Source organism: Altererythrobacter ishigakiensis, from assembly GCF_001663155.1.
GTDB classification, from domain to species: domain Bacteria; phylum Pseudomonadota; class Alphaproteobacteria; order Sphingomonadales; family Sphingomonadaceae; genus Erythrobacter; species Erythrobacter ishigakiensis.
Window position 1 is genome coordinate 458,763 of sequence record NZ_CP015963.1, and the last position, 23,988, is coordinate 482,750.

At 58.4% G+C, this 23,988-nt stretch carries 22 protein-coding genes; 10 read left to right on the forward strand and 12 right to left on the reverse strand.

The features are described 5' to 3' along the window. Positions 1-55: 55 nt before the first annotated feature. Complete coding sequence (locus A6F69_RS02245; RefSeq protein WP_067596874.1) at positions 56-553, reverse strand: GAF domain-containing protein; 498 nt, start codon at positions 551-553, stop codon at positions 56-58. Positions 554-644: 91 nt separating this feature from the next. On the opposite strand from A6F69_RS02245, the gene A6F69_RS02250 reads away from it, so the two are divergent. Next, positions 645-2,114, forward strand: coding sequence for a PQQ-dependent sugar dehydrogenase (locus A6F69_RS02250; RefSeq protein ID WP_067596876.1), 1,470 nt, complete (start codon positions 645-647; stop codon positions 2,112-2,114). A 6-nt stretch (positions 2,115-2,120) separates the two neighbouring features. On the opposite strand, the gene A6F69_RS02255 is transcribed toward A6F69_RS02250, so the two are convergent. Both A6F69_RS02255 and A6F69_RS02260 read right to left on the reverse strand, forming a co-directional pair. Further along, entirely contained in the window at positions 2,121-2,975 is an 855-nt protein-coding gene (locus A6F69_RS02255) for a DUF815 domain-containing protein (protein WP_067596878.1), read from the reverse strand. A 10-nt stretch (positions 2,976-2,985) separates the two neighbouring features. Next, positions 2,986-4,728, reverse strand: a complete 1,743-nt coding sequence (locus A6F69_RS02260; RefSeq protein ID WP_067596880.1) for an acyl-CoA dehydrogenase family protein — start codon at positions 4,726-4,728, stop codon at positions 2,986-2,988. A 65-nt stretch (positions 4,729-4,793) separates the two neighbouring features. Here A6F69_RS02260 and A6F69_RS02265 point away from each other — a divergent pair, with 65 nt between their 5' ends. After that, complete coding sequence (locus tag A6F69_RS02265; protein ID WP_067596882.1) at positions 4,794-5,741, forward strand: L-threonylcarbamoyladenylate synthase; 948 nt, start codon at positions 4,794-4,796, stop codon at positions 5,739-5,741. Here A6F69_RS02265 and A6F69_RS02270 read toward each other — a convergent pair whose 3' ends face one another. From A6F69_RS02270 to A6F69_RS02295, 6 genes are all read right to left on the reverse strand, one after another. Next, the gene (locus tag A6F69_RS02270; protein WP_067602251.1) at positions 5,742-6,092 is read right to left on the reverse strand and encodes a hypothetical protein; all 351 of its coding nucleotides are present in this window, start codon (positions 6,090-6,092) and stop codon (positions 5,742-5,744) included. It abuts the gene before it with no gap. Positions 6,093-6,172: 80 nt separating this feature from the next. Then, positions 6,173-6,922 (reverse strand): head GIN domain-containing protein, encoded by a 750-nt coding sequence (locus tag A6F69_RS02275; RefSeq protein WP_067596884.1) that lies wholly within the window; start codon positions 6,920-6,922, stop codon positions 6,173-6,175. Positions 6,923-7,048: 126 nt separating this feature from the next. After that, positions 7,049-7,582, reverse strand: a complete 534-nt coding sequence (locus A6F69_RS02280) for a CarD family transcriptional regulator (protein WP_067596886.1) — start codon at positions 7,580-7,582, stop codon at positions 7,049-7,051. A 279-nt stretch (positions 7,583-7,861) separates the two neighbouring features. Beyond that, on the reverse strand, positions 7,862-8,200 hold the full coding sequence (fdxA, locus tag A6F69_RS02285) for a ferredoxin FdxA (RefSeq protein WP_067596888.1): 339 nt from the start codon (positions 8,198-8,200) through the stop codon (positions 7,862-7,864). Between the two features lie 17 nt (positions 8,201-8,217). Continuing rightward, positions 8,218-8,523, reverse strand: coding sequence for an RNA-binding S4 domain-containing protein (locus A6F69_RS02290; RefSeq protein ID WP_245638269.1), 306 nt, complete (start codon positions 8,521-8,523; stop codon positions 8,218-8,220). Beyond that, the gene (locus tag A6F69_RS02295) at positions 8,523-11,147 is read right to left on the reverse strand and encodes a helicase-related protein (RefSeq protein ID WP_067596890.1); all 2,625 of its coding nucleotides are present in this window, start codon (positions 11,145-11,147) and stop codon (positions 8,523-8,525) included. The genes A6F69_RS02290 and A6F69_RS02295 overlap by 1 nt, the downstream gene beginning before the upstream one ends. Before the next feature lie 195 nt (positions 11,148-11,342). Between A6F69_RS02295 and A6F69_RS02300 the strand changes: the two genes are divergently transcribed. From A6F69_RS02300 to A6F69_RS02320, 5 genes are read left to right on the forward strand one after another with little or no spacing between them, the layout of a single operon-like run. Continuing rightward, positions 11,343-12,989 (forward strand): peptidoglycan DD-metalloendopeptidase family protein, encoded by a 1,647-nt coding sequence (locus tag A6F69_RS02300; protein WP_342669867.1) that lies wholly within the window; start codon positions 11,343-11,345, stop codon positions 12,987-12,989. Between the two features lie 41 nt (positions 12,990-13,030). After that, complete coding sequence (gene hemB, locus A6F69_RS02305; RefSeq protein WP_067596892.1) at positions 13,031-14,026, forward strand: porphobilinogen synthase; 996 nt, start codon at positions 13,031-13,033, stop codon at positions 14,024-14,026. Next, on the forward strand, positions 14,019-14,588 hold the full coding sequence (locus A6F69_RS02310; RefSeq protein ID WP_067596894.1) for a GNAT family N-acetyltransferase: 570 nt from the start codon (positions 14,019-14,021) through the stop codon (positions 14,586-14,588). Before hemB ends, A6F69_RS02310 begins: the two co-directional genes overlap by 8 nt. After that, positions 14,581-15,153 (forward strand): GNAT family N-acetyltransferase, encoded by a 573-nt coding sequence (locus A6F69_RS02315; protein ID WP_067596896.1) that lies wholly within the window; start codon positions 14,581-14,583, stop codon positions 15,151-15,153. Before A6F69_RS02310 ends, A6F69_RS02315 begins: the two co-directional genes overlap by 8 nt. Continuing rightward, the gene (locus tag A6F69_RS02320) at positions 15,135-15,701 is read left to right on the forward strand and encodes a gamma carbonic anhydrase family protein (RefSeq protein ID WP_067596898.1); all 567 of its coding nucleotides are present in this window, start codon (positions 15,135-15,137) and stop codon (positions 15,699-15,701) included. Before A6F69_RS02315 ends, A6F69_RS02320 begins: the two co-directional genes overlap by 19 nt. A gap of 8 nt (positions 15,702-15,709) precedes the next feature. Here the strand turns inward: A6F69_RS02320 and A6F69_RS02325 are convergent, their stop codons facing one another. The 3 genes from A6F69_RS02325 to A6F69_RS02335 form a co-directional block, all read right to left on the reverse strand. After that, positions 15,710-17,773, reverse strand: coding sequence for an alpha/beta hydrolase family protein (locus A6F69_RS02325; protein WP_067596900.1), 2,064 nt, complete (start codon positions 17,771-17,773; stop codon positions 15,710-15,712). A gap of 74 nt (positions 17,774-17,847) precedes the next feature. After that, entirely contained in the window at positions 17,848-20,253 is a 2,406-nt protein-coding gene (gene clpA / locus A6F69_RS02330) for an ATP-dependent Clp protease ATP-binding subunit ClpA (RefSeq protein WP_067596902.1), read from the reverse strand. Positions 20,254-20,390: 137 nt separating this feature from the next. Next, positions 20,391-20,594 (reverse strand): DUF1192 domain-containing protein, encoded by a 204-nt coding sequence (locus tag A6F69_RS02335; RefSeq protein WP_067596904.1) that lies wholly within the window; start codon positions 20,592-20,594, stop codon positions 20,391-20,393. Positions 20,595-20,735: 141 nt separating this feature from the next. Between A6F69_RS02335 and A6F69_RS02340 the strand changes: the two genes are divergently transcribed. The 3 genes from A6F69_RS02340 to A6F69_RS02350 all read left to right on the forward strand — a co-directional run bounded on the left by A6F69_RS02340 (position 20,736) and on the right by A6F69_RS02350 (position 23,918). Then, positions 20,736-21,752 (forward strand): NAD(P)H-quinone oxidoreductase, encoded by a 1,017-nt coding sequence (locus A6F69_RS02340; RefSeq protein WP_245638270.1) that lies wholly within the window; start codon positions 20,736-20,738, stop codon positions 21,750-21,752. A 196-nt stretch (positions 21,753-21,948) separates the two neighbouring features. Further along, positions 21,949-22,824 carry a UDP-2,3-diacylglucosamine diphosphatase gene (locus tag A6F69_RS02345; RefSeq protein WP_067602280.1) on the forward strand — a complete coding sequence of 292 codons (876 nt, stop codon included), beginning with the start codon at positions 21,949-21,951 and terminating at the stop codon, positions 22,822-22,824. Beyond that, positions 22,821-23,918, forward strand: coding sequence for a glycosyltransferase family 4 protein (locus A6F69_RS02350; protein WP_083984641.1), 1,098 nt, complete (start codon positions 22,821-22,823; stop codon positions 23,916-23,918). The genes A6F69_RS02345 and A6F69_RS02350 overlap by 4 nt, the downstream gene beginning before the upstream one ends. Positions 23,919-23,988: the final 70 nt, after the last annotated feature.

Consider the following 23,988-nt stretch of genomic DNA (forward strand, 5'->3'; position numbering starts at 1 on the left):
AGAAGTTGCGCCGCGCAACTCTCGTGTCCCTAAATCTCTGATTTGTCGTGTGAAACTAGATTCTGTTGGCCATAATGCCGGCCAAGTCTTCTAGACCGGTCGCATCGTCAGCGGTGAACCTCGCTGGTTCAGGAGAATCAAGGTCAATAACCGCGATGACTCGCCCGTCGCGTTTCACAGGAACAACCACTTCGGATCGGCTGGCTGCATCGCAAGCGATATGCCCCGGAAACGCGTGAACATCTTCCACCAATTGCGTCTTACCCGACTGTGCCGCTGTGCCGCACACCCCGGCACCCATCGGGATGCGGATACAGGCAGGTCGGCCTACAAACGGGCCGAGGACGAGTTCCTCGGCTTCGTTCCCTTTAGGAACCACCCGGTAGAAACCAGCCCAATTCAACTCTGGCACAAATTCCCAGATTAGCGCGGCAACGTTGGCCATATTGGCGACGGAATCGCTCTCGCCTTCGGTTAGGGCATCGGCAGCATCGCGCAACTGCCGATAACGCTCGGCGGGTTCCAGATCGGCATCGGGTCGAAAATCATACATCGCTGGTGAACTAAGGCGGTCTTCGCGAATAACAACCCTCAAATGCCAAACCCATTGCCGCCGGCGAGCGGCTCGCTTATGCCTCTCTTTCATGAGCATTCTCAAGAAAACCCTGATCACGCTGCTTGTTATCCTGGTGTTGCTGGCAGCTGCCTTGTGGTGGTTCTCTCGCGGAGACACCGCCGATCTATCGGTCGATGAAGTCGCGGGTACAGAGCCCACGCTGGAGGAACCCAATGCGGAAAGCTTCCCGACAGTCCAGATCGCCAAACCCGTAGGCTGGGAAGATGGCGATGCGCCGCAGGCTGCCGAGGGTCTGGCGGTGGGACGTTTTGCGCAAGGGCTCGATCACCCGCGTGTGCTGCAAGCACTCCCCAATGGTGACATTCTTGTTACCCTAACCCGGTCCCCCAAAAGCGAAGAGGGCGGCGGCATTACCGCCTGGATTGCGGAATGGCTGATGACCCGCGCCGGAGCAGTGGGAGACTCCGCCAATGAAATCGTACTTCTGCGTGATGAGGATTCCGATGGAGTGGCGGAAACGCGACTCACAATTGCCAATGAAAGCAATGGTTTGAATTCGCCATCCGGTATGGGATGGCACGAGGGCAAACTCTATGTTGCGAACCACAACGCTCTGCTCGCCTATGATTATGAACTTGGCGCTGAAAGTGTCTCTGGCGAAGCAACCAAGCTGATGGATCTTCCGCCGGGCGGTGGCCACTGGATGCGCAATCTTGAACTAAGCCCTGACGGCACGCGGATCTATGTCGCTGTCGGATCAGTCTCGAACATCGGTGAGCAAGGCATGGAAGTTGAAGCCGGTCGCGCGATGATCTGGGAATATAATCTGGAGACAAATCGTCAGCGTCAATTTGCTGCCGGCCTGCGCAACCCGAATGGTTTGGCGTTCAGCCCGTGGTCCGGCGAACTTTGGACCACTGTGAACGAGCGCGACATGCTGGGCAGTGATCTGGTTCCTGATTACCTGACCAATGTCCCGGTCGGTGCGCAGTATGGCTGGCCATGGGTATATTGGCGCAACAATATCGATGAACGCGTCGATGCACCGCGGCCGGCCTATCTGGCTGAATATGCGCGCGAGCCTGTCTATGCCCTCGGGCCGCATGTAGCGGCGCTGGGAATGGTATTTACGCAAGATGGCCATTTGATGGGGACTGAATTTGCCAGTGGCGCATTTATCGCCCGCCACGGCTCATGGAACCGCAAGCCTCCATCAGGCTATGACCTGATTTATGTGGACTTTGATGAGCGTGGCAACCCCCAAGGAAAGCCGGTGCCTGTCCTCAGCGGCTTCCTGAACGACGATGGCACGACCAAAGGCCGCCCGACCTGGGTTGAATGGGCGGGTGATGGCTCTTTGTTGATGACCGACGATACCGCGGGAATTATCTGGAGGGTTCACGCTTCAGGCGCAGAACCCGGTCCGGGCATCGCCCGGCTGAATTCAGAGCGATTGCCTCCGCGCAACCAATTGACAGGAGAAGCGCGGGCAACATTCGCTGAAGACGATTTTGCGCGTGAAGTACCCGCGCAATAGTGTGCGTTAAATCCGCTTTCCGGCGCGCCCGGCGATCTCGACTACAAACTGCCATGCGGCGCGCCCTGAGCGCTGTCCACGCTGCATGGCCCATTCGAGCGCTTCCTCCTCGCTGAATGTAAGCTCCAGCGGGTCGGCATATGCTCGTACGATCTCGATGTAGTCCGTCTTGCTACACGGGTGGAAACCTACCGTCAGACCAAAACGGTCCGCCAGTGCAAGCTTATCATCGGTCGCATCGCGGCGATTGAGCGGGCTTTCGCCGGAATCGGTGCTTTGTTCATTGGCTTGACGGACCAGAATAGCCCGACGGTTTGAAGTGACTGCCAATCGGCAGTTTGCTGGCCTCGCTTCGACACCACCTTCAAGCCAGCTGCGCAGACGCCTCGGGCCGACGGTATCTTCCTCCGCGAAACCCAGGTCATCGATAAAGATCAGAAACCGGCGCCTCTCTTCGCTAAGCCGCGAAAACAATTCCGGAATGGTGTCTAGCGCATCTGGTGCGACTTGAACGAGCCCCAGCGCCATCGGTGCGCCATCCTGTACCCGCCGCGTGGCAGAGCGGATCAGCGCGGATTTTCCCATCCCGCGCGATCCCCACAGCAACATATCATGCGCTGCCTTGCGCCATGCAAACCGGTCGATGTTCTCAAGAACCCTCTCCTTCTGGCGGTCAATCCCGCGCAACTTGTCAAGATTGGGTGCCGTAATCTTGTCAAGCTCTCGTGCATTGCGGCCATCCCACACATATGCCGGCTGGGTCCGCCAATTGGTTGTTACCGGAGCGGGAGGAGCCAATCTCTCCAGAGCATTCGCAATACGTCGCAGTGCATCGCGATCAGAGGCTTGGTCGTTGTCCACGCATATCTACCTAGCTTGCGAACGCCTCCGCCGGAAGAGCGTATAGCAGGTCGGCTCCCGCGGTCGCCGCTACCTTCAATCCGCTGGCTTCAGGCACGATCCGTTCAAGGAAGAAACGCGCGGTGACCGGCTTGGTCCGTTCAAGGGCCGGCGCTGTACCCTGCGCCACTGCGTCTGCCTGTCTCTTGAGCTGCCATCCAGCTACAGCAACCGCAAACATGGTGCAGAAAGGCACGCTGCCAGCCAGCCGGTCATCCAGGCTTGCTTCAGATGTCATCCATTGCGCGATAGCCACGCAGTCCTGTGCGAGAGCCTGCAATTGCGGCTCGTCGCTTGAATCCCTCACGATATCCGCGATCAGCGACTGCACGACGCCACCTGCTTCAAGCCCCAGCTTGCGCGTAACCAGATCGGCGGCCTGAATGCCGTTCGTACCTTCGTAGATTGGCGCAATCTTGGCATCGCGCCAGTGTTGGGCCGCGCCGGTTTCCTCGATGAAGCCCATCCCGCCGTGAACCTGAACACCAATCCCGGCGACTTCGATGCCGACGTCGGTGCCCCATGCCTTGACCAGTGGAACCAGGACTTCGGCGCGAAGCTTTGCGGACTGGTCGCCCAGCGTCCCGCGATCGACCTGCCCTGCACAGTAGTAAAGCAGAGCGCGTGCACCTTCGGTGAGCGCTTTCATACGCACCAGCATGCGCCGTACATCGGGATGCTCGATGATCGCGACAGGGTTCTTGTCAGGCGATCCGGCGCGAGCTGACTGGACGCGATCTGTCGCGTAAGCGATGGCCTGTTGGGTTGCGCGCTCGCCGATCTGCACTCCCTGGTTGCCGACATTGATGCGCGCATTATTCATCATAGTGAACATGGCCATCAGGCCACGATTTTCAGCACCAACCAGTTCGCCAATACATTCGCCATTGTCGCCATATGACATGACGCAGGTCGGCGATGCATTGATGCCCAGCTTGTGTTCCAGGCTGACACAGCGCAGGTCATTCTTGGGCCCCAGCGATCCGTCATCCTTCACGTGATACTTAGGCACGAGGAATAGCGAGATGCCGCGTGAGCCTTCCGGCGCGTCCGGCAGACGCGCGAGCACAAGGTGCACGATGTTCTCTGCCAGCTCGTGCTCCCCCCAGGTAATGTAGATCTTCTGGCCCTGAATTCGATATTTTCCCGCGTGCTCGCCTTCCTCAATGGGCGTGGCTGTGCTGCGCAGCGCGCCGACGTCACTGCCCGCCTGCGGTTCCGTCAGGTTCATCGTCCCTGACCATCTGCCACTGACCAGATCCGGCAGATATTTCGCTTTTTGCGCGTCTGAGCCGTGGTGCTCCAGCGCTTCGATCGCACCCACACTCAGCATTGGCAGCAGGTTGAACGCCATGTTTGCGCTGCCCAGGTTTTCCAGCACGTTGCAGGCAAGTGTGAAGGGCAGGCCCTGCCCGCCGAACTCTTCAGGCGAAGCAATGGCGTTCCAGCCTTGCTCCACATACGCGGCATAGGCTTCCTTGAAGCCTTCGGGCAATCGCACCACCCCGTTCTCAAGCTTCGCACCTTCCAGATCGCCCAAGCGATTCAGCGGCGCGAATTCGCCGGCAGCAAACTGGCCCACACCTTCGACAATCGCTTCGACCAGATCAGCTTCTGCAGCGGCGAAATGTTCGCTCTCGGCCAGCTCTTCGATCCCCGCATTTACGCGAATGGCTAACAACTGGTCCTGTGTTGGCGGTGAATAGGGTGTCACGTCTCTTGGTTCCTTGGGTTCGGGAATCTCTTGGCAATTGGTGGCGCTCTCTATAGCGGGCAGGCATGGCAACGAACAAGAACGCTACGGAAGTGCTGCATGCCGATGCTCAGGGCATTGCCCGTGCAGCTGCGATTCTTGAACGTGGCGGGCTTGTCGCGGTTCCGACTGAAACAGTTTACGGGCTTGCAGCACGCGCGGACAGCGCTGATGCAGTGGCGAAGATCTACAAAGCGAAGGGGCGGCCAAGCTTCAATCCACTGATCGTCCATACCCGCGATGCAGAGCAAGCAGCTGACTTTGCGGAGTTTGGCAAACAGGCTTTGGCGTTGGCAAACGCGTATTGGCCGGGGCCGCTGACCATGGTTTTGCCCTTACGGTGCGATGCGGGATTGGCACCTGCTGTAACCGCCGGTCTGCCAACTCTGGCAGTTCGATGTCCTGAACATCCGGTGATGCAGCAACTGCTCAGTACAGTGTCATTCCCGCTCGCCGCACCCTCAGCCAATCGCAGCGGGTACATCAGTCCCACCAGCGCTGCGCATGTGCTGGAAACACTGGAGGGCCGGATTGACGCGGTGATCGACGGGGGCCGATGTGTAGCTGGTCTGGAATCCACTATCGTAGCAGTTCGCGAAGACGGTTCGCTTCACGAGTTGCGGCCAGGCCCGATCGAAATTCGCGGAGCGCACGGCCACAGTGGCGGTCCGGTCGAAGCTGGTATCGAGTCTCCAGGCCAACTTGCGAGCCACTATGCCCCAGGCAAGGACCTAAGGCTCAATGCAACCGACGCGGAAGATGACGAATTTCTGATTGGCTTCGACACAATCGATGGTGATTGCAACCTGTCGAATTCGGGCGATCTTACAACCGCTGCTGCACGGCTATACGACTGCCTGCATCAGGCAGCCGCCAGCAAGAAACCTCGGATCGCTGTTGCACCGATCCCTGATCAGGGTGCCGGAAAAGCGATCAATGACCGGCTCAAACGGGCGGCTACGCCCGCCGACTGATCAGTCCGCTTCAGTCGGCGTATCCGCATTGCCTAGGGCTGGATTGTTTCTGAGCAGAATCTGGATTTCTGAATAGGTCTCACGCGCAGCAAAGCACTCGCGATCATCGCCCTCGCGGCAATTCTCCATCTGGCGCTCATAGCGACGATTGAGTTTGCCCAGCTGCTCCTCGGCCTCGCGCAACTCGCGGCCCCGCTTTGCATCAGCTTCGGACTGGCTGGTGGTCGCAGCATCAACTCCTGCGCTCACCACTTTGACTGGTGCCGTCACGACGTCGGCCGCTGCACGAACCAGACATCCATTGAGCATGAAGGAAGAGAACACGAGTGCAATACAGGAAAGGCCGCGCATGAGCATTGGCTTCTCACACGCGGCCTGCAAATGTCCAGCCTCAGCCGTCGCGCCTGCGACCAGCCGCCCCTGTTCGGGGGTTATTCTGCTGTTTCAACCGTTTGGCACTTGAGCGTGCCAGACCCCATCGAGCTGATTTCGCAGGTCGCATTGCCGTTTACGGTGACATTGCCGGAACCAACGATATTGGCTTCGACGGTCCCATCCGATGCGAACTCTGCGTCACCCGATCCGGCAACGGTAACCTCCGCATCGTCAACGCTCAGGCCGGCCATCTCGCTTTTCCCTGAGCCAACGATGTTCAACTCCATGCGTTCGGCGGTACCAGCTGCTGACATCGAGCCGGAACCGGCGATGGTCACTTCGAGCTTGCTGGCAGAAAGGCCAGAGACATCAGCCCGGCCAGAACCGGCAATCGTTATGTCGGCGTCGTCCGCCATGGCTGATGCTTCAACCTTGCCGGAACCGGCGATCACGATTGTTTTGGGAGCAGGCATGGTGACCCGCACGATTGCTGTACCGACATCGCTCCATTTGCCGTTGGCCCTCGAGACAGCAAGTGTGCCATCCTTATTCGAGAAGCGCACCAGATCCACAGCCTCGCTGTCACCCTCTACATTGATATCAAGCGTGTCACCTTCGGTGAGGACAACCTGATCAGGGCCAGCAAGCACCAATTCGTTGGGCGGCTCGCCGGACATGTCGAGTTCTGCGAGGGGCACACCCTCTTCACCATTGATTTCGATATTCATGTCGCCGCAACCGGCAACAGTAGCTGACAACGCGATGGCGGCCACAGGGGCCAGGCCTTTGACGAGTTTCTTGAGCATTTCGGTGGTTCTCCCAACTTTGCGTGTTGCTGATGTAATACACCTCAACGCCAACTTCAACTGCGCAACGAAAAAGGGCCGCCGAGATGGCAGCCCTTGATCGATTTAAGAATGCGTTTGGTCGAGTTACGCCTCTTCGGCATTCTCGTAATATTGCGGCGCATGCTCACGCAGCACTTCGAGGATCTTCTCAAGCGCCGTCGGTTCGTCCGTCTCTTCCATCGCGGCCAGTTCACGGGCAAGGCGGCTGGAGGCTGCTTCGAAAATCTGGCGTTCTGAATAGCTCTGCTCGGGCTGGTCATCCGGACGGAACAGGTCGCGCGTTACTTCGGCAATCAGAACGATTTCGCCTGAGTTGATCTTCGCTTCATATTCCTGAGCGCGACGCGACCACATGGTGCGCTTTACCTTTGGCTTGCCCTTCAGGGTTTCCATCGCCTCTTTCAAGGTCTTGTCCGATGACAGCTTGCGCATGCCGATAGACTCAACCTTGTTGGTGGGCACGCGCAATGTCATGCGCTCTTTCTCAAAGCGCAGAACATAAAGTTCCAGCTGCATTCCGGCGATCTCTTCGTTCTGAAGCTCGATCACACGGCCTACACCATGCTTGGGGTATACAACGTAGTCGCCGACACTGAAGGCGAGAGCCTCGTTTGCCATGCAGAATCCTTTCATGTGGTGCGACCTTTTCAGACAGTCGACGGGGCCTTATCGGGCCTGCCGGGGCAGACGCCGCACGAGCTCTATCGATGTTTGCTGTTGGCCGTACCTTCCTAGTTTCACCCGAACGCCGGGACCAATCCGGCGCGATTGTTTGATTATATAACACAATTGCAACAAAATTGCGAGTCGCAACCTAATAGGTGCGAAAAATCGCTCGAGCGGGGTGATTTGGTGCTGAAGGCCGGTTGCAGCGAGGGTGATTGCCGCTGATTCGAATCAGTCGCCTTCGCCGGGCTCTTCGCTGAAGTATTTTTCGAACTTGCCTTCTTCACCCTTGTGATCATCTGCGTCAGCAGGCGGTTCCTTCTGGCCGGTGATGTTGGGCCATTCAGCAGAAAACTTGGTGTTGAGCTCAAGCCACTTTTCCAGACCGTCTTCGGTATCAGGAAGGATTGCCTCTGCCGGGCATTCAGGCTCGCAAACGCCGCAATCGATGCATTCGGAAGGATTGATGACGAGCATGTTCTCGCCTTCATAGAAACAGTCGACCGGACACACCTCTACGCAATCGGTGTATTTGCATTTGATGCAGGCCTCGGTGACGACATAAGTCATGTGGCGATATTCCCTTTTCAGTCGCGGTCTTTGTTGCTTGCTATGGCGTTTTTGTCGCCGCGGTCAAGCTCGCGATAGTGAGAGCGAGCCATTCCAGGCGGCCCGCGTCGGTCAGGCAATCCGAGTACTTCAATAATCTTGACCTTACTGCCCATCATGAAAGTCAGTACGTCGCCGGCCCGCACTTCCTCGCTGGCCTTGCTGATATGTGTGCCATTGCAGCGCATATGACCTTGCTCGACCATTGCAGAGGCCCGGCTGCGGGTGCGGGCAAAGCGCAGATAGACCAGCAACCGATCGATCCGCATTGCGCCCTCGTGCATCAGCCAAGCAAGTCCTTGAGCGCATCAAACGCACCGCTTGCCTTGGCGGGTTGATGGGCGGGCTTACCGGCATGCTTGCCGCTTCGCGTGTGGGGCTTTCGTTGCCTGTCGCCGCGATCGCCCTGTTTTCCGCGATTTCCAGTCTCACCACGCCGGTGCGGCTTTTTTCCGTTAGCGCGCCTCGGGCGCCAGCTCCAGCTATCGGGAGTGGCGGGGCCGAATGCACCTTCGGCCAAGCCAGGGGCTGCGAAGCGTTTGAACCCAGCGCTGCCTAGCAGGCGCGGCACATTGGACGCCTCAAGCCCGATCGAGATTGGCAAGGCCGTGTCGAAAAAGAACCGCTGAGGGGGCTTGCCATCTTTCGGCGTTGCCTTGGCGCGCGCATCAAACGCGGCGCGCAAGACCTTCTCGGCCAGATCGACACGAATCATTTGCGAACCGGCCGGGCGGTAACCGGCGGGGGTTTGCTTCACGTCTTTCAGCACCGGCAGCATCGCGTCATTGAGAGGCCGTTTGTCGATCCCCAATGTATGGAGCAACTGTCGCGGCGCAGGCTTGAGCAGAGCGTGAGCAAAGATGTCGAGCGCGCCAAACACAACTCCTAGCTTACGCAAATAGGGGCGCATTTCCTTGGGAAGATGTTGCAGCCCGGCGTCTTCGCGCGACACCACACCGTGACCTGCGATGACCGCGTGGAGTAATGCACGGGCCTCTGAACCCGCGTCCGGGTCCTGCGCGGCCGCGGCCAGTTTGCGCAGCGGCTCCAGCGGTTCAAGCTTTTTGTCGAGCCAGTTTTGCAGGGCGGCCTCGAAGCTCGTTCTGGCGGCGTCGGGCAGGGCGCTCAGTTCGCGTACGAACACAATGCGCGCCGTACCAAAATCATCGGAAAGCTCGATTGAGGCCAGTCTGTGCTCTCCCCACATGATCGCGCCTTCGGCGATACTGAGTTCGCTCAGGCCCTCGCTTGCGAGCCATGCGGCCCGCTGAGCCAGGATCGAAGGCAGCGCCTTCTCGCCCGCAGCAAGCAGCATCTTGCGATCCGACACGGTCGCATCCGAATCAACTGCAAAGCGGAAGCCATCCAGTCGCCCGATTGGCTCACCATCAACTGTCAGCGCACCGTCTGCGCCAAGTTCGACAGGCAATGCACTTCCATCCTGACCCAGTGATTTCATCAAAAGCGACGTCCTTCGGTTTACAAATCGTTCGGTTAGCTGCGCGTGGAGCGCGTCCGATAGCTTGGCCTCGACCGCGCGGGCACGGGCAAACATTTCATCTCGTGCCAGAACCCAGTCAGGCCGCTGGCAGATATAGGCCCATGATCGGATCGCGGCTATCCTTCCTTGCAAAGTATCTATGTCACCTTGCGTCCGATCAAGATCGGCAATCCGGGCAGCAACATAGTCTGCACCCAGATAGCCTTCGCGCAAGTCCTGCCACAGCCGCTTTACAAAACCGGCATGGACGCCTGCACCAACAGAGCGGAAATCGGGCAGCGAACACGCCTCCCAGAACCGCCGGACAGAACCTGCTCCAGATACGCTTTGTGCAACAGGATCATCGGCAAGGCGTTTCAGAACAGCCAGATCTATCGCTTCAGGAGCAGGGCGGAGCTCGGGCTCGTCCGGCTTGGCCTCCAGATCCGAGATCAGGATCGACAGACTATCAAAACGCGGCTCCGCCTCACGCCAGAACAGATGTGTCAGCGGGGCAAACTTATGCTCTTCGATCGCATAGATCTCTTCGTCGGTGAATTCGGGGGGAGAGGCGTTGTTGCCGCGCATGCCCGTTACCGTGCCAAAAGTGCCATCACGCTGATGCCGCCCAGCGCGCCCGGCAATCTGCCCCATCTCGGCAGGGGTCAGCCGGCGCTTGCGTTTGCCGTCGAATTTGGACAGCCCCCCAAATGCGACATGGTGCAGGTCAAGGTTGAGCCCCATACCGATTGCGTCGGTGGCAACGATATAATCCACCTCACCATTTTGGAACAGTTCGACCTGCTTGTTGCGCGTCTCAGGTGAAAGTGCACCCATGACAACTGCAGCGCCCCCCCTGAAGCGGCGCAAAGCCTCAGCCATGGCGTAGACCTGCTCTGCACCAAAGGCCACGACCGCGCTGCGCGGAGGCAGGCGGGACAGTTTGCGGCTACCGGCATGTTTCAGGGTCGAAAACCGTGGGCGTTCCACCATTTTGGCACGTGGTATCAGCGCCCTGACGAGTGGTTCGAGCGTGGCGGAACCCAGAATCATTGTTTCTTCCCGGCCGCGTGCATTCAGCAGTCTGTCTGTGAATATATGACCGCGCTCCGGATCAGCCGCGATTTGCGCTTCATCAAGCGCGACAAAGGCATGAGGGCCGTTCTTGCCGGCGCCCAGACGATCCATCGCCTCGGCTGTGCAGCAGAAATAGCGGGCCTTGGGTGGTTCGATCCGCTCTTCTCCGGTGATCAATGCAACTGCCTTGTCACCTTTGATCGCGCGCACCCGATCATAGACTTCGCGCGCCAGCAAGCGAAGCGGAAAGCCCATCATCCCGCTCGAATGGCCACACATCCGCTCGATGGCCAAGTAGGTCTTGCCGGTGTTTGTGGGTCCAAGAACCGCTTTGATGGTGCTGTCGCTCACGGTGTCGTAGTGGCACCGCGCAGCAGGCGCGGCAACCGCATCGAGAGCGTGCGGGGCTGCTTCTCAACATTTCGCCGCTTGAAGGACTCGCTTGATCGCTGCTTAAACCGAAATTTACTTTGATTTGAGACGATCTTCAGCCATTTAACAACACGGGATGCGGTGCCTAGGCACCACTTGGGAGTTTTGGGTCAGTTGGATCATTTGCGCGACATCGACAGCCAATTGGGCGAGCCGATTGATGAGCCGAAAACCGATGAACCCATGCTCGATTTCGGCGAGCCGGGCGCGGGAGATCGTTCGCGAGAATCGAAAGCGTATAGCTCCCGCAGGATCATGCTCAAGCGAGTGAGTGACTGGCGCGCGCGCTACGAAGACTGGCGCGATGAAACTTCACGCAAGCTGGATAGTGTGGATCTCGCACCCGACCTTGCGCAAGATATCGGCAGTGGGCGCTGGTTTCGGGGATTGGGCACCATGCTTGGTCTTGGGGCCGTTGCATTGTTTCTGTGGCCGGACCTCGCCCCGCTTGAAGCGCGACCGGCAATGGCGATTGACGATGTAGCGCGCGATGAGTTTCGCAGCCATATGATTATGCCGCTGGCACTGGGTGCGGACAGCGGCCGCCAGATGGGCGCAGGCCCCAATGTGCGCGCACTCGAAGCTGCGCCTGAACGCCCGCAATTGGAACTGGTGGCCACCTTGGGTCGAGGCGACAGCCTTGACCGTATGTTGCAGCGCGCTGGTTTGCGCACAGCCGATGCGGAGCGCGTTGAGGAACTGATCGGCGGTGCGATCGTGCTTGACGAGCTTGAGCCCGGGACGCGCTTCGACATCGTTCTGGGCCGGCGCGACGAGCAAGGCGGGCCACGCCCGCTAGAACAGCTGTCCTTCCGCGCAAAATTTGAGCTTGAGCTCCGGGTCGAGAGCAACAATGGCAATCTCTCACTTCGCCGCAACACAATCCGAGTGGACGACACGCCGCTGCGCATCCGTGGCCGGGTCGGTTCAAGCCTCTATCGCTCGGCGCGTGCGGCTGGCGCGCCTGCCAGCTCGGTTCAGGATTTCATCAAGGCGATGGACGGATATATCAATCTGAACCGCAATGTCGGCTCGAACGACGAATTTGACATGATTGTCGAATACCGCCGCGCTGCGACAGGCGAGCGGCAGGCTGGCCGTGTGCTCTATGCTTCAATCGAACGCAACGGAGAACCGCGGGCGCAGATAATGCGCTGGGGGGAAGAGGGTATCTTCTATGACGCAACCGGTGAAGGTGAGCAGCGCAATGGCCTGATCGCACCAGTTCCAGGAAGAATGACCTCCCGATACGGAATGCGGCGCCACCCTGTGCTTGGCTATCGACGCATGCATTCAGGCGTAGACTTCCGCGCGCGAACAGGAACGCCAATTGTTGCAGTCACTGACGGGCGTGTTAGCGGTGCCGGCCGAATGGGTGGCTGCGGCATCGCCGTAAGGCTTGATCATGGCAATGGGCTGGCGACACGTTACTGCCACATGAGTCGCATGGCTGTCAGTCGCGGCCAGCGCGTGCGCCGCGGCCAGGTAATCGGATATTCCGGGTCTACCGGCCTCGTTACAGGGCCACACTTGCATTACGAGATGTATCGCAACGGGCGCGCGATTAACCCCGAGAGCGTGAAGTTTGTGACGCGCGCCCAGCTTGAGGGCGGAGAGCTGATCGCTTTCCGCTCTGCGCTCGCGCAATTGAAAGAAATCGAGCCAGGTGCTGCATTGGAAGATCTGGAGCAGCGCCCGAGCGAGATTGAAGAACCACAGCGAGAGATCGAAAAGCTCGATAACCGCCGCGAAGTGCGCTGATCCGTTGCTAACCCGGCAATAATGCGGCAACAATCAGCGGCATGAGTGGATCGTACCCCAATCTGCGCATGCGGCGCACAAGAGCTAGCGGCTGGAGCCGCGCAATGTTTCGTGAAACCGTTATGACTCCGGCCGATCTGATCTGGCCGCTGTTTGTTACCGATGGGTCAGGTGTCGAGGAACCGATCGCCACGCTTCCAGGTGTATCGCGTTGGTCAGTTGACGGGATTGCGACACGTGCAAAAGAAGCGGTGCGACTAGGTATACCGTGTGTCGCGCTATTCCCCAACACCCCCGCTGATAAGCGCAACGATGACGGGGCAGAGGCGCTCAACCCGGACAATCTTATGTGCCGCGCGATCAAGGCCATTCGCGACGCATGCGGGAACGATATCGGCATTCTCACCGATGTTGCGCTTGATCCCTACACAGCCCATGGTCAGGACGGGCTGATCGACGAGGCGGGATATGTGGTCAATGATGACACAGTCGCGGTGCTGGTAGACCAGTCGCTCAATCAGGCGGAGGCAGGCGCTGACATCATCGCGCCGTCTGACATGATGGATGGGCGTGTGCATGCGATCCGCATGGCGCTTGAGATGAATGGCTACCCCAATGTCCAGATCATGAGCTATGCCGCTAAATACGCCAGCGCGTTCTACGGCCCCTTCCGCGACGCGGTTGGATCAAGCGGCCTGCTGAAAGGCGACAAGAAGACTTATCAGATGGATCCGGCCAATAGCGATGAAGCGCTGCGTGAAGTGGCGCTCGACATTGCCGAAGGAGCCGATAGCGTAATGGTGAAGCCGGGGCTTGCCTATCTCGACATCATCTATCGGGTTAAACAGGAATTCGGCGTGCCGGTCTTCGCGTATCAGGTGTCTGGTGAGTATGCGATGATCGAAGCAGCAGAGGCTGCGGGCATTGGTGATCGTGACGCGTTACTGATGGAAAAACTGATCGCATTCAAACGCGCCGGCTGCAGCGGCGTGCTAACCTACCATGCGCCGATTGCCGCGCGCATTCTCAATGGCTGAAACTGAGGCAGAGTTCCGGCACGAGACCGAACGGCTAATCCTGCGCGATTGGCGTGAGGCTGACTGGGTGGATTTCTGGGAAGGCACCAATACACCCAATGTCATGCGCTGGCTTGGCGGGGTGTGTGACGCGGAAAAGCGACAGGCAGCGCAGGACCGGCTTTTATCCTACACCTTGGATCACGGGCACACTTTCTGGTGTGTCGAGCGCAAGGCTGATGGTGCCATACTGGGCTTTTGCGGGCTCAAGCGCTGCAATCAGAAGGGTGGCCCAATTGGCATGATGGAGGTCGGCTGGCGATTGCGCGAAGATGCCTGGGGGCAGGGTTATGCGAAAGAGGCGGCGCTTGCCTCGCTAGATCTGGCGTTCGACCGTTTTGGCGCGGATGAAGTGATTGCGCTGACCGTTCAAGGGAATGCGCCAAGTTGGGGTTTGATGATCAAGCTTGGCATGCGGCGGCGCGAAGACCTCGATTTCGAAAACGCCGATTTCACGCCCGATACTCCCGTGATCATCGTCTACTCGATTGATCGTGCAAGCTGGGAAGCGCAGCATGCCTGATATCGTGATCGAAACCGAGCGGCTGATTCTGCGAAAGATCGGGGAAAGCGACGCCGCCCTTCAGTATGAATTGCTCAATACTCCAACGGTGATGGAATACCTTGGTGGAGTGAAGGAGCTTCACGAGATCGAAGCCAAGCATGCCAAGTCAATGAGCTGGTTCGCGCGCGAAGGGTTTGGTTTCATGATGCTAATCGAAAAATCGACCGGCGAGCTTGTTGGCCATTGCGGCATGAAGCGGATCGACAATCCGCTTGCGCCTAACGTTGGTGATCATGAGATCGGCTGGCTGGTGCGCGAAGACCGTTGGCGCCACGGCTATGCAAACGAAGCCATGCGCGCGGTGATTGATTGGGCATTTCAATCGATTGGTGTGCCGCATATTGTCGCATTGACTTGTGAACGCAACGTTCCGAGCTGGCGTTTCATGGAAAAGCTCGGGATGGAACGCCGCGGGGATCTGGACTTTACCGATCCGTCCTATGATCTGCGCGACAATCCGACGATTCAGTATTCGCTTACCAGGGCTCAATGGGAGACAGTACAATGCACCGACCAGGCGTAAACATCATCCCGATTCATGGCAAAGTGCCACATATTCACGACACCGCTTTTATCGCGCCGGGCTGCACGATCATCGGCGATGTCACGATCGGGGCGGAAAGCTCGGTCTGGTACAATTGCGTGCTGCGCGCCGATGTCAGCCGGATCGAGATCGGGGAGCGTACAAACATCCAGGACGGGACGGTGTGTCATTGTGACCCGCCGCGCCCGGGAGATGAAGATGGCTCCCCTCTGATCATCGGTGATGACGTGCTGATCGGGCACATGGCGATGGTGCACGGATGCACGATCAAAGACCGCGGCTTCGTGGGCCTGGGCGCGATTGCGATGAACAAGGCGGTGATCGGCCATGATGCGATGCTGGCCGCCGGCGCGATGCTGACAGAGGGTAAGGTCATGGAAGACCGCATGCTGTGGGCAGGCCGACCGGCCAAACCGATGAAAGAGCTCTCCGAAGCGGCGATCGCCGGCATGCGTATGGGCGTGGCGCATTACGCCGAGAACGCAAGGCACCACGCGGTCGCTGTATTCGAGGCGGGGCTCGACTAAGTCAGCGATTATTCGTTATTATCACCGCTGCGGTACTTATCGAACCACTTGATAACCGAATCGGTCTTCGCGGCGAGCTGGCTCGGTGACATCGTAAGATCGCCGTGGCTCCCGCCGGGCGTGACCAGCAAAGCTGTGTCTACGCCCAGCACCTGTAATGCGCCGTAGAGCTGTTCAGCCTCGCTGCGCGGTGTGCGATAGTCTTCCGCAGCCACCAATACCAATGTTGGTGTCTTGATGTTCGCTGCTGCGGCCAATGGGGAACGCCGCCAATAGTCGTCCGGGCGTTCCCATGGCTGACCCTTCATCCAGTACTTGCCGAAGAAGGCATACCCGTCGCTCATCAACGCCATGCTGGTCCAGTTGATCACCGGCTTGTTGGATGCGGCCGCCGCAAATCGGTCCGTCTGGCCAACAATCCACGCGGTCAATATCCCGCCGCCAGACCCGCCTGTCACAAACAGATTATCAGGATCCGCATAGCCGGCTGCGATTGCGGCATCGGCCGCAGCCATCAACTCGTCGTGGTTTGAAATCGGGTAGTTGCCTTCGATCCTGTCGGCGAAAGCATGACCATACCCGGTTGATCCGCCCGGATTGGTGAATAGCGTTGCGTAGCCGGCGCTGCCGTAAAGCTGATAATCTGTGCTGAAATGTGCACCGTAAGCAGCATAGGGGCCGCCGTGAATCTCAAACACCAGCGGCACGCGCGTACCCGCCTCATAGTTAGGAGGCAACGTGATCCAGCTGGGAATTCTCGTTCCGTCTTCTGCCGTTACGTCCAGTTCAATCGTCCGCCCCAGCGTTTTCCCGGAAAGCCAGGTTTCGTTGAGCGCCGTCAGACGACGGGCATCGCGTCCGGTCAGAACGGATACGTCTGTGGGCCGGGTTGCTGATCCAGATGTAAAGGCCAGTTCGCCGCGATCTGCCACGCTCCATTGCCCGCCAACGTAAGGTCGCGAATAGCCAGGGTCGGCGATCCGCGCATTCAGCATATCGACCTTTCCGGTCGATGAAACCCGGGCAACGCGGTAGACGCCCTCATCCTCAAACCCGGCGTAGAGGCCGCTTTCGGTCCATTCCAGACTGTCAAAACTGCGGTCAAAACCGCCTGTAATCCGCCGCTTTCCCGAACCATCGCGGTTCATCAGGTAGAGTTCGCTTTGCTGATATGCCATCGAGCGATCATCGAAACCGAGATAGGCAATCTGCCGTCCGTCCGGGCTGATCTGCGGCGCATAATCCGGTCCGTCGCGATCAGTGAGTGCGGAAATCTTGCCCGAAGCCAGATCAATCGCGTAGATCTCGCTATCAACGCCTGAGAGCTCCCAGTCGTCATCGCGGTTGCCGCTGATCAGGATTGTTTTTCCATCGGGCGACCATTCCAACGCTCCGCCGTGATGGCGGTCCCCAGATGTTAGCTGGCGCGGTGCCCCTCCTTTGGCGGAAACGACGAATATCTGAGTGAAACCTGGTTTCAGGTAGCCGCCGCCATCGATGCGATAGGTGACTCTTTCGGTAATACTGGGCGGGGATTTCCACTCAGCCCCCTCAGGTTTTGCCGGTGCGCTGCCGAGCGTTGCGGCCTCGCCTGCAACGCGCGCAGAATATGCAATTTGTGATCCATCGGGGGACCAGCTGATCCCCCCGGGGCTTTCGGGAAGCGCTGTGATGTTCGCTGAAACGCCGCTATCCATCCAGCGCACGTGGAGTTCAGGCCCGCCGCCGCTTTCAGTCGAAATATAGGCGAGCCGCGCTCCATCAGGGGACCAGCGTGGCGAGAAATGTGCGCCCGTTCCGGTAACCAAAGGCGTTTCGACCCTGCTGGCAATGTCAATCAGCCAGATCGACGTGACCGCACTATCGGTCATGATGTCATTCGCTCTGCGGACATAGGCGATCTTGCGCCCGTCCGGGCTGATCTGCGGATCTGTGGCGACGGTCAGATTGAACAGATCTGCCCCGGTAAAGAGGGCAGGATCCGATTTGTTTTCAGCATGATCGTCGCCAGCCAGCGGCGCCAATGGCGCGGCGAGAATTAGAGCAGCGGCAGAGAGTTTGAATGAGTGCATGAGGGGCCCCTGAACACATAAGATTGAGGGACGCACTCATGCATATCTGTGGCCTGAATGCCAGCGAAGAAAGATTAGGACTTGTCGCCCTTGTCGCCATCCGCACCGCTACCGGCGTCTGCATCAGGCTTCTTCTTGGTCGGGGCCTTCTTTGCCGCCGGCTTCTTCTTCGTAGCCGGCTTGCGCTTCGGCTTGGCCTTAGGCGGCGCAGGCGTCAGCTCGAAACTCGGCTTGCCATCCTTGATTGTGACATGGACTTCCCCGCCATCGGCCAGCTTACCGAACAGTAACTCTTCGGCGAGCGGTTGCTTGATACGGTCCTGCAACAAGCGGCCCATCGGGCGCGCACCGTAAAGGCGGTCATAGCCTTTGTCCGCCAACCAATCACGCGCATCCTTGTCAAACTGGATGTGCACATTCTGCTCAGCCAGCTGCAACTCAAGCTGCAGAATGAACTTGTCGACCACACGGGCAACGGTGCTCTTGCCGAGATAGGCAAAGGGCACAATCGCATCCAGTCGGTTGCGGAATTCAGGGGTGAACATCTTCTTCACCGCTTCCTCGCCCGCGTCCTCCTTCGACACATCGCCAAAGCCGATACCTTGCGTCGCCATCATCGCCGCGCCGGCATTAGTGGTCATGATCAACACGACATTGCGGAAGTCGACCGTCTTGCCATGATGATCGGTCAGACGACCGTTATCCATCACCTGCAGCAGGATGTTGAACAGGTCAGGGTGTGCTTTCTCGATTTCGTCGAGCAGCAGCACGCAATGCGGGTTCTGGTCGATCGCATCGGTCAGGAGACCGCCTTGGTCGTAACCAACATAGCCCGGAGGGGCACCGATCAGGCGTGATACGCTGTGGCGCTCCATATATTCGGACATATCGAAGCGCTTCAGTTCAATGCCCATGATTGACGCGAGTTGGCGAGCCACCTCTGTCTTGCCGACACCGGTCGGGCCGGAGAACAGGAACGAACCGATTGGCTTGTCCGGATCACGCAGGCCAGCTCGGCTGAGCTTCATCGCGGTAGAGAGGCGGGTAATCGCTTCATCTTGTCCGAACACAACGTGCTTAAGATCGCGTTCGAGATTCTCGAGCGCCTTCTTGTCATCCTTGCTGACCGATTTTGGCGGAATGCGCGCCATAGTTGCAATGACTGACTCGATTTCGCGCGCAGTGATCTTCTTCTTGCGGCGGCTGGGCGGGACCAGCATCTGCATCGCGCCGACTTCATCGATCACATCGATGGCCTTGTCGGGCAATTTGCGGTCATTGATGTACCGGGCCGAAAGTTCAACCGCAGTCTTCAATGCATCGGGCGTGTATTTGACCTTGTGGTGGTCCTCGAAAGCGGACTTCAGACCTTTCAGAATTTTGACAGTCTCTTCGATGGTCGGCTCATTCACATCGATCTTCTGGAACCGGCGTAGCAGTGCGCGGTCTTTCTCGAAGTGATTGCGGAATTCCTTGTAGGTTGTTGAACCGACACAGCGGATCGCACCTGAAGACAGCGCCGGTTTGAGCAGGTTGGACGCATCCATCGCACCGCCGCTGGTTGCGCCAGCACCGATGACCGTGTGGATCTCGTCAATGAACAGGATTGCGTCCGGCATTTGCTCAAGCTCGGCGACCACCTGCTTCAAACGTTCTTCGAAATCGCCGCGATAGCGTGTTCCGGCGAGCAGCGCGCCCATGTCCAGCGAGTAGATCACTGCGTCTTGCAGAACTTCAGGAACGTCGCCTTCCACGATCTTACGCGCCAGGCCCTCTGCGATTGCGGTTTTGCCCACGCCCGGATCGCCGACATACAGCGGGTTGTTTTTACTGCGGCGGCACAGAATCTGGATCGTCCGATCTACCTCCGGACCGCGGCCAATCAGTGGATCGACCTTGCCGGCCTCAGCTTTGGCGTTGAGATTGACGGTAAACTGATCAAGCGCGGTCTCTTTCTTCGTGCCGCCTTCCTTGGCCTGATCGCCGCCTTCAACTTGCGGATCTTCCGCACCTTGCGGTGTTTTGGCCTCCAATTGACGACCGCCCTTGCCGATGCCGTGACTTATGTAACTAACGGCATCCAGGCGGCTCATGTCCTGCTGCTGCAGGAAATACACAGCGTAGGAATCGCGCTCGCTGAAAAGAGCAACCAGAACATTGGCGCCGGTTACTGTATCCTTGCCCGAAGATTGCACGTGCAGGATTGCACGCTGGATGACCCGCTGAAATCCAGCGGTCGGTTGCGGGTCTGCGCCATCTTCTGTTTTGAGCGACTGATATTCCTGATCGAGGTACTGCTTCACCACTTCGCCCAGCTCGGCCAAGTCCACACCGCAAGCTGCCATGACTTGCGCTGCATCCTCATCATCGATCAGCGCCAGAAGCAAATGCTCTAGCGTGGCATATTCGTGCCGACGCTCGGAAGCATTTCCAAGAGCATTGTGCAGCGTTCTTTCGAGGTTCTGGGCAAAACTTGGCATGTGTCGACTCTATATCGGGGGTTGGCACTTCTCCCTTGAAGGAGAGAGTGAAGTGAGTTGGTTAAACGATCTTAAGCGCTTGCCCTTGATATGGGCAGTGATTGCATGATTGCGAATCTGGAACGCGTGAAAAGCCTTCATGGGTCCGATTTCTTGAAAAGGGCGTCGGCGGCGCTGCGATGCGCTGCAGCTTTACCATGGTGGGCTTTGACGCGCGCGATCTCGGCTTCGAGCAGCGCGACCCGCTCTTCCAGCTCGTCTTGTGAGTAAGGTGAGAGATCTTCCATCGCGAGCTTGCTCGCGGCATCGCCCTTGGGGCGCGGAAGGTCCTCCAGATCCATCGTGTTCCTAACATCCTGCGATGGCGGCTTGCTGTCAATGCACTGCGCCGCTAGTTCACAGCGCAATTTCGACAAGGGCTACCAGGTGTCGCCATGGAGACACAGCAGTCCTGCCACAGGAAACGCGGGGGCTTTAGGGAAATGGCCGGACAAGTTCTGCCGGAAATGATGCAAGCGGTCGGATTTGATACGCCGGGCGGACCCGAAGTGCTCGCGTTGCGAGATATGCCTCTCCCGGACATCAAGCCTGCCGATGTCTTGATCAAGGTTGCCTATGCCGGAGTCAACCGACCTGACTGCATCCAGCGCGCAGGCCACTATCCGGCGCCTCCTGGCGCATCACCACTGCCCGGGCTCGAGGTTGCTGGCGAAGTGGTGGCCATCGGCAGCGAAGTGCCTGAGGAGATGTTGGGACAGACTGTCGCCGCGCTGACGCCAGGCGGTGGGTATGCCGAATATTGCACCGCGCCTTGGGGTCATTGTCTATCCGTACCGGAAGGCATGCCACTCGCAGAGGCTGCCGCGCTGCCGGAAACGCTGTTCACCGTATGGCATAACGTATTTGAGCGCGGCATGTTGCGTGATGGCGAGACATTGCTGGTGCATGGCGGCACATCGGGCATTGGAACAATGGCGATAATGCTGGCGAAGGCTTTCGACGCGCAGGTCATCGCGACCTGCGGCGATGAAGCGAAGTGCCGCGCGGCGCGAGAATTGGGCGCGGATCTGGCAATCAACTACCGCGAGACAGATTTCGTTGATGCAGTCACAGATTTCACCGACGGGAAAGGTGTCAACGTCGTGCTCGACATGGTCTCTGGCGACTATGTTCCGCGCAATCTCAAATGCTTGGCGCAGGATGGTCGCCATGTGACTATCGCGGTTCTGGGTGGGCCTAAGGCAGAACTCAACATGGCCTTTGTCATGATGCGACGCCTGACGCTGACCGGATCGACGCTCCGCCCGCGCTCGGACGGGTTCAAGACTGCGCTGGCAGACGAGATCGCGCAGGCTGCCTGGCCGCTGTTCACTTCGCGCGAATTGCAGCCGGTGATGGATCAGGTTTTCCCTTTGGCCGATGCCGCTGCGGCGCATTCGCGGATGGAAGCCGGCGATCATATTGGCAAGATCGTGCTAAAGGTCGGGCATGGCCAATAAGGCGCCCTGAAATGGGTAGACGCACCTGTCTTTCAGATGTCGCAGTTACCCCAAACAGTCATCTAAATGTGAATCGGCTGTAACAATATGCTGCCATAGCTCCTGAGCGAGAAGCCTTGTTTGGGCCAAGATCGCAGGAGTTCTCATGGACGATCTCGCATCCTCAGCTTTCCCGTCGTTTTCAGTTGACAGCGGCTTGGGCTCCGTCGCCAAACTTCCCACCAGGCGACTGCAAACGCCCGAGCCCGAAGGTATCAAGCGTCGCAAGTATCGGACCATCTGGATCAGCGATGTGCACTTGGGCACCAAGGGCTGCAACGCTGAGTTGTTGACCGACTTTCTCGACCACACCGACAGCGAGACCATGTACCTTGTTGGCGACATCATTGATGGCTGGCGTCTCAAGAAGAAGTTTTTCTGGCCGCCTGAGCACAACGATATCTTCTGGCGCGTACTAAAACGCGCCCGACGCGGAACGCGGATTGTCTATATTCCAGGTAATCATGACGAGATGTTCCGACAGTTCACTGGGCTGAACTTTGGTGGCGTCGAGATCCGCCGCGCGGCGTTCCACGATACTGCAGATGGTCGTCGCCTTATGGTGCTGCATGGCGACGAGTTCGACGCTGTAATGCTCGCCCACCGTTGGCTCGCTTTCGTTGGAGACACGCTATACCACGTGATGATGGGGCTTAACCAATGGGTCAACAAGGCACGCCGAGCGCTGGGTCTGCCCTATTGGTCGCTCTCAAAAGTGGCCAAGCACAAGGTTAAGAATGCAGTTGAGTTTATTGGCCGCTACGAAGAAGTGGTTGCCAAAGCCGCGGCAGAGCGCGGTGTCGATGGTGTGGTGTGCGGGCACATCCACACTGCCGAGTTTCGCGAATTCACCTACAGCGGCAAGACCATCGAATACTGGAACGATGGTGACTGGGTCGAGGGCTGCAACGCGCTGGTGGAGCACTTTGACGGGCGAATGGAGATTCTCAACTGGCCCCAAGAGATCGCGGCGCGCGATGGCCAGAACAACCCCCACATCCAAAGTGAGCCTAAAGAGTTGGAGGCAGCATGAACGCGTTTGGTGCTTTCGCCTCTGACAGCTTTATTGCTGCCCCCCACTCCCCGCACACAATTACAATTGTGACTGACGCATGGCATCCGCAGACGAACGGCGTCGTTCGTACGCTTTCCACCACTTGTGACATCCTGCGCCGCTGGGGGCATGATGTTACGGTAATTTCGCCTGATAACTATGCGTCGGTACCATGCCCGACTTATCCAGAAATCAGGTTGGCAATTACTTGGCCGGGCGCAGTAGGGCGCCGCTTGGCGCGACTCAACCCTGACGCAGTGCACATTGCAACCGAAGGTCCACTCGGTCTTGCCGCACGTAAATATTGTGTGAGGCGCGATATTCCTTTCACCACCGCGTATCACACGCAGTTTCCCGATTATGTCGCTCGGCGCACCGGTCTTGATCCGGATCGAATCTGGCCGTTCATCCGCTGGTTCCATAAGCCTGCGCAGCGCGTGATGGTGGCGACGGGCAGTATTCGCACCCAGTTACGGGCACAGGGCTTGCACGAGCTGCATCACTGGAGTCGCGGTGTTGACCTGAAGTGTTTTACGCCCGATGCGCCGCCCCCGCCCGAGTTCCGCAATCTCGAGGGGCCAATCCTGCTCTACGTCGGGCGGGTCGCCGTAGAAAAGAATATCGAAGCATTCTTGTCTTGCGACTACCCCGGAAGCAAAGTTGTAGTCGGAGATGGCCCGGCGCGGACTGAATTGGAAGCGAAATTTCCAGATGCGATATTCCTTGGGAAACGGACTGGGCGCGAATTGGCAGGATGCTATGCCGGGGCGGATGTGTTTGTCTTTCCCAGCAAGACCGACACGTTCGGCCTGGTCATGATCGAAGCACTGGCCTGCGGTACACCGGTGGCCGCATTCCCTGTCGCTGGCCCGGTCGACATACTGACCGAGGAGGTCGGCGCGATGTGCAGCGAACTCGCGCGAGCAATTGATGTTGCTCGATATTCTGATCGCGCAGCTTGTGCCCGTCTTGGCGCCAGCTACAGCTGGGAAACAGCCGCGCGACAGTTCATCTCAGGTCTCGTGCCGTTGGAGGAGCAGGAAGCGGAAAGCGCTGAAGTTATACTCGCCTGAACGGCCGGCCTAATTGGCTTGCCGAATCCGAAGGTTTTCCCTATCTAAGCTGGTGCAACGGCCGCTCCGA

Bases quoted from the DNA above. Each gene is read 5' to 3' on its own strand.
- A6F69_RS02245 (WP_067596874.1), bottom strand. From the start codon at position 553: ATGTATGATTTTCGACCCGATGCCGATCTGGAACCCGCCGAGCGTTAT.
- A6F69_RS02250 (WP_067596876.1), top strand. From the start codon at position 645: ATGAGCATTCTCAAGAAAACCCTGATCACGCTGCTTGTTATCCTGGTG.
- A6F69_RS02265 (WP_067596882.1), top strand. From the start codon at position 4,794: ATGGCAACGAACAAGAACGCTACGGAAGTGCTGCATGCCGATGCTCAG.
- A6F69_RS02270 (WP_067602251.1), bottom strand. From the start codon at position 6,092: ATGCGCGGCCTTTCCTGTATTGCACTCGTGTTCTCTTCCTTCATGCTC.
- A6F69_RS02275 (WP_067596884.1), bottom strand. From the start codon at position 6,922: ATGCTCAAGAAACTCGTCAAAGGCCTGGCCCCTGTGGCCGCCATCGCG.
- A6F69_RS02280 (WP_067596886.1), bottom strand. From the start codon at position 7,582: ATGGCAAACGAGGCTCTCGCCTTCAGTGTCGGCGACTACGTTGTATAC.
- fdxA (WP_067596888.1), bottom strand. From the start codon at position 8,200: ATGACTTATGTCGTCACCGAGGCCTGCATCAAATGCAAATACACCGAT.
- A6F69_RS02290 (WP_245638269.1), bottom strand. From the start codon at position 8,523: ATGCACGAGGGCGCAATGCGGATCGATCGGTTGCTGGTCTATCTGCGC.
- hemB (WP_067596892.1), top strand. From the start codon at position 13,031: ATGAGTGGATCGTACCCCAATCTGCGCATGCGGCGCACAAGAGCTAGC.
- A6F69_RS02310 (WP_067596894.1), top strand. From the start codon at position 14,019: ATGGCTGAAACTGAGGCAGAGTTCCGGCACGAGACCGAACGGCTAATC.
- A6F69_RS02315 (WP_067596896.1), top strand. From the start codon at position 14,581: ATGCCTGATATCGTGATCGAAACCGAGCGGCTGATTCTGCGAAAGATC.
- A6F69_RS02320 (WP_067596898.1), top strand. From the start codon at position 15,135: ATGCACCGACCAGGCGTAAACATCATCCCGATTCATGGCAAAGTGCCA.
- A6F69_RS02325 (WP_067596900.1), bottom strand. From the start codon at position 17,773: ATGCACTCATTCAAACTCTCTGCCGCTGCTCTAATTCTCGCCGCGCCA.
- clpA (WP_067596902.1), bottom strand. From the start codon at position 20,253: ATGCCAAGTTTTGCCCAGAACCTCGAAAGAACGCTGCACAATGCTCTT.
- A6F69_RS02335 (WP_067596904.1), bottom strand. From the start codon at position 20,594: ATGGATCTGGAGGACCTTCCGCGCCCCAAGGGCGATGCCGCGAGCAAG.
- A6F69_RS02340 (WP_245638270.1), top strand. From the start codon at position 20,736: ATGGCCGGACAAGTTCTGCCGGAAATGATGCAAGCGGTCGGATTTGAT.
- A6F69_RS02350 (WP_083984641.1), top strand. From the start codon at position 22,821: ATGAACGCGTTTGGTGCTTTCGCCTCTGACAGCTTTATTGCTGCCCCC.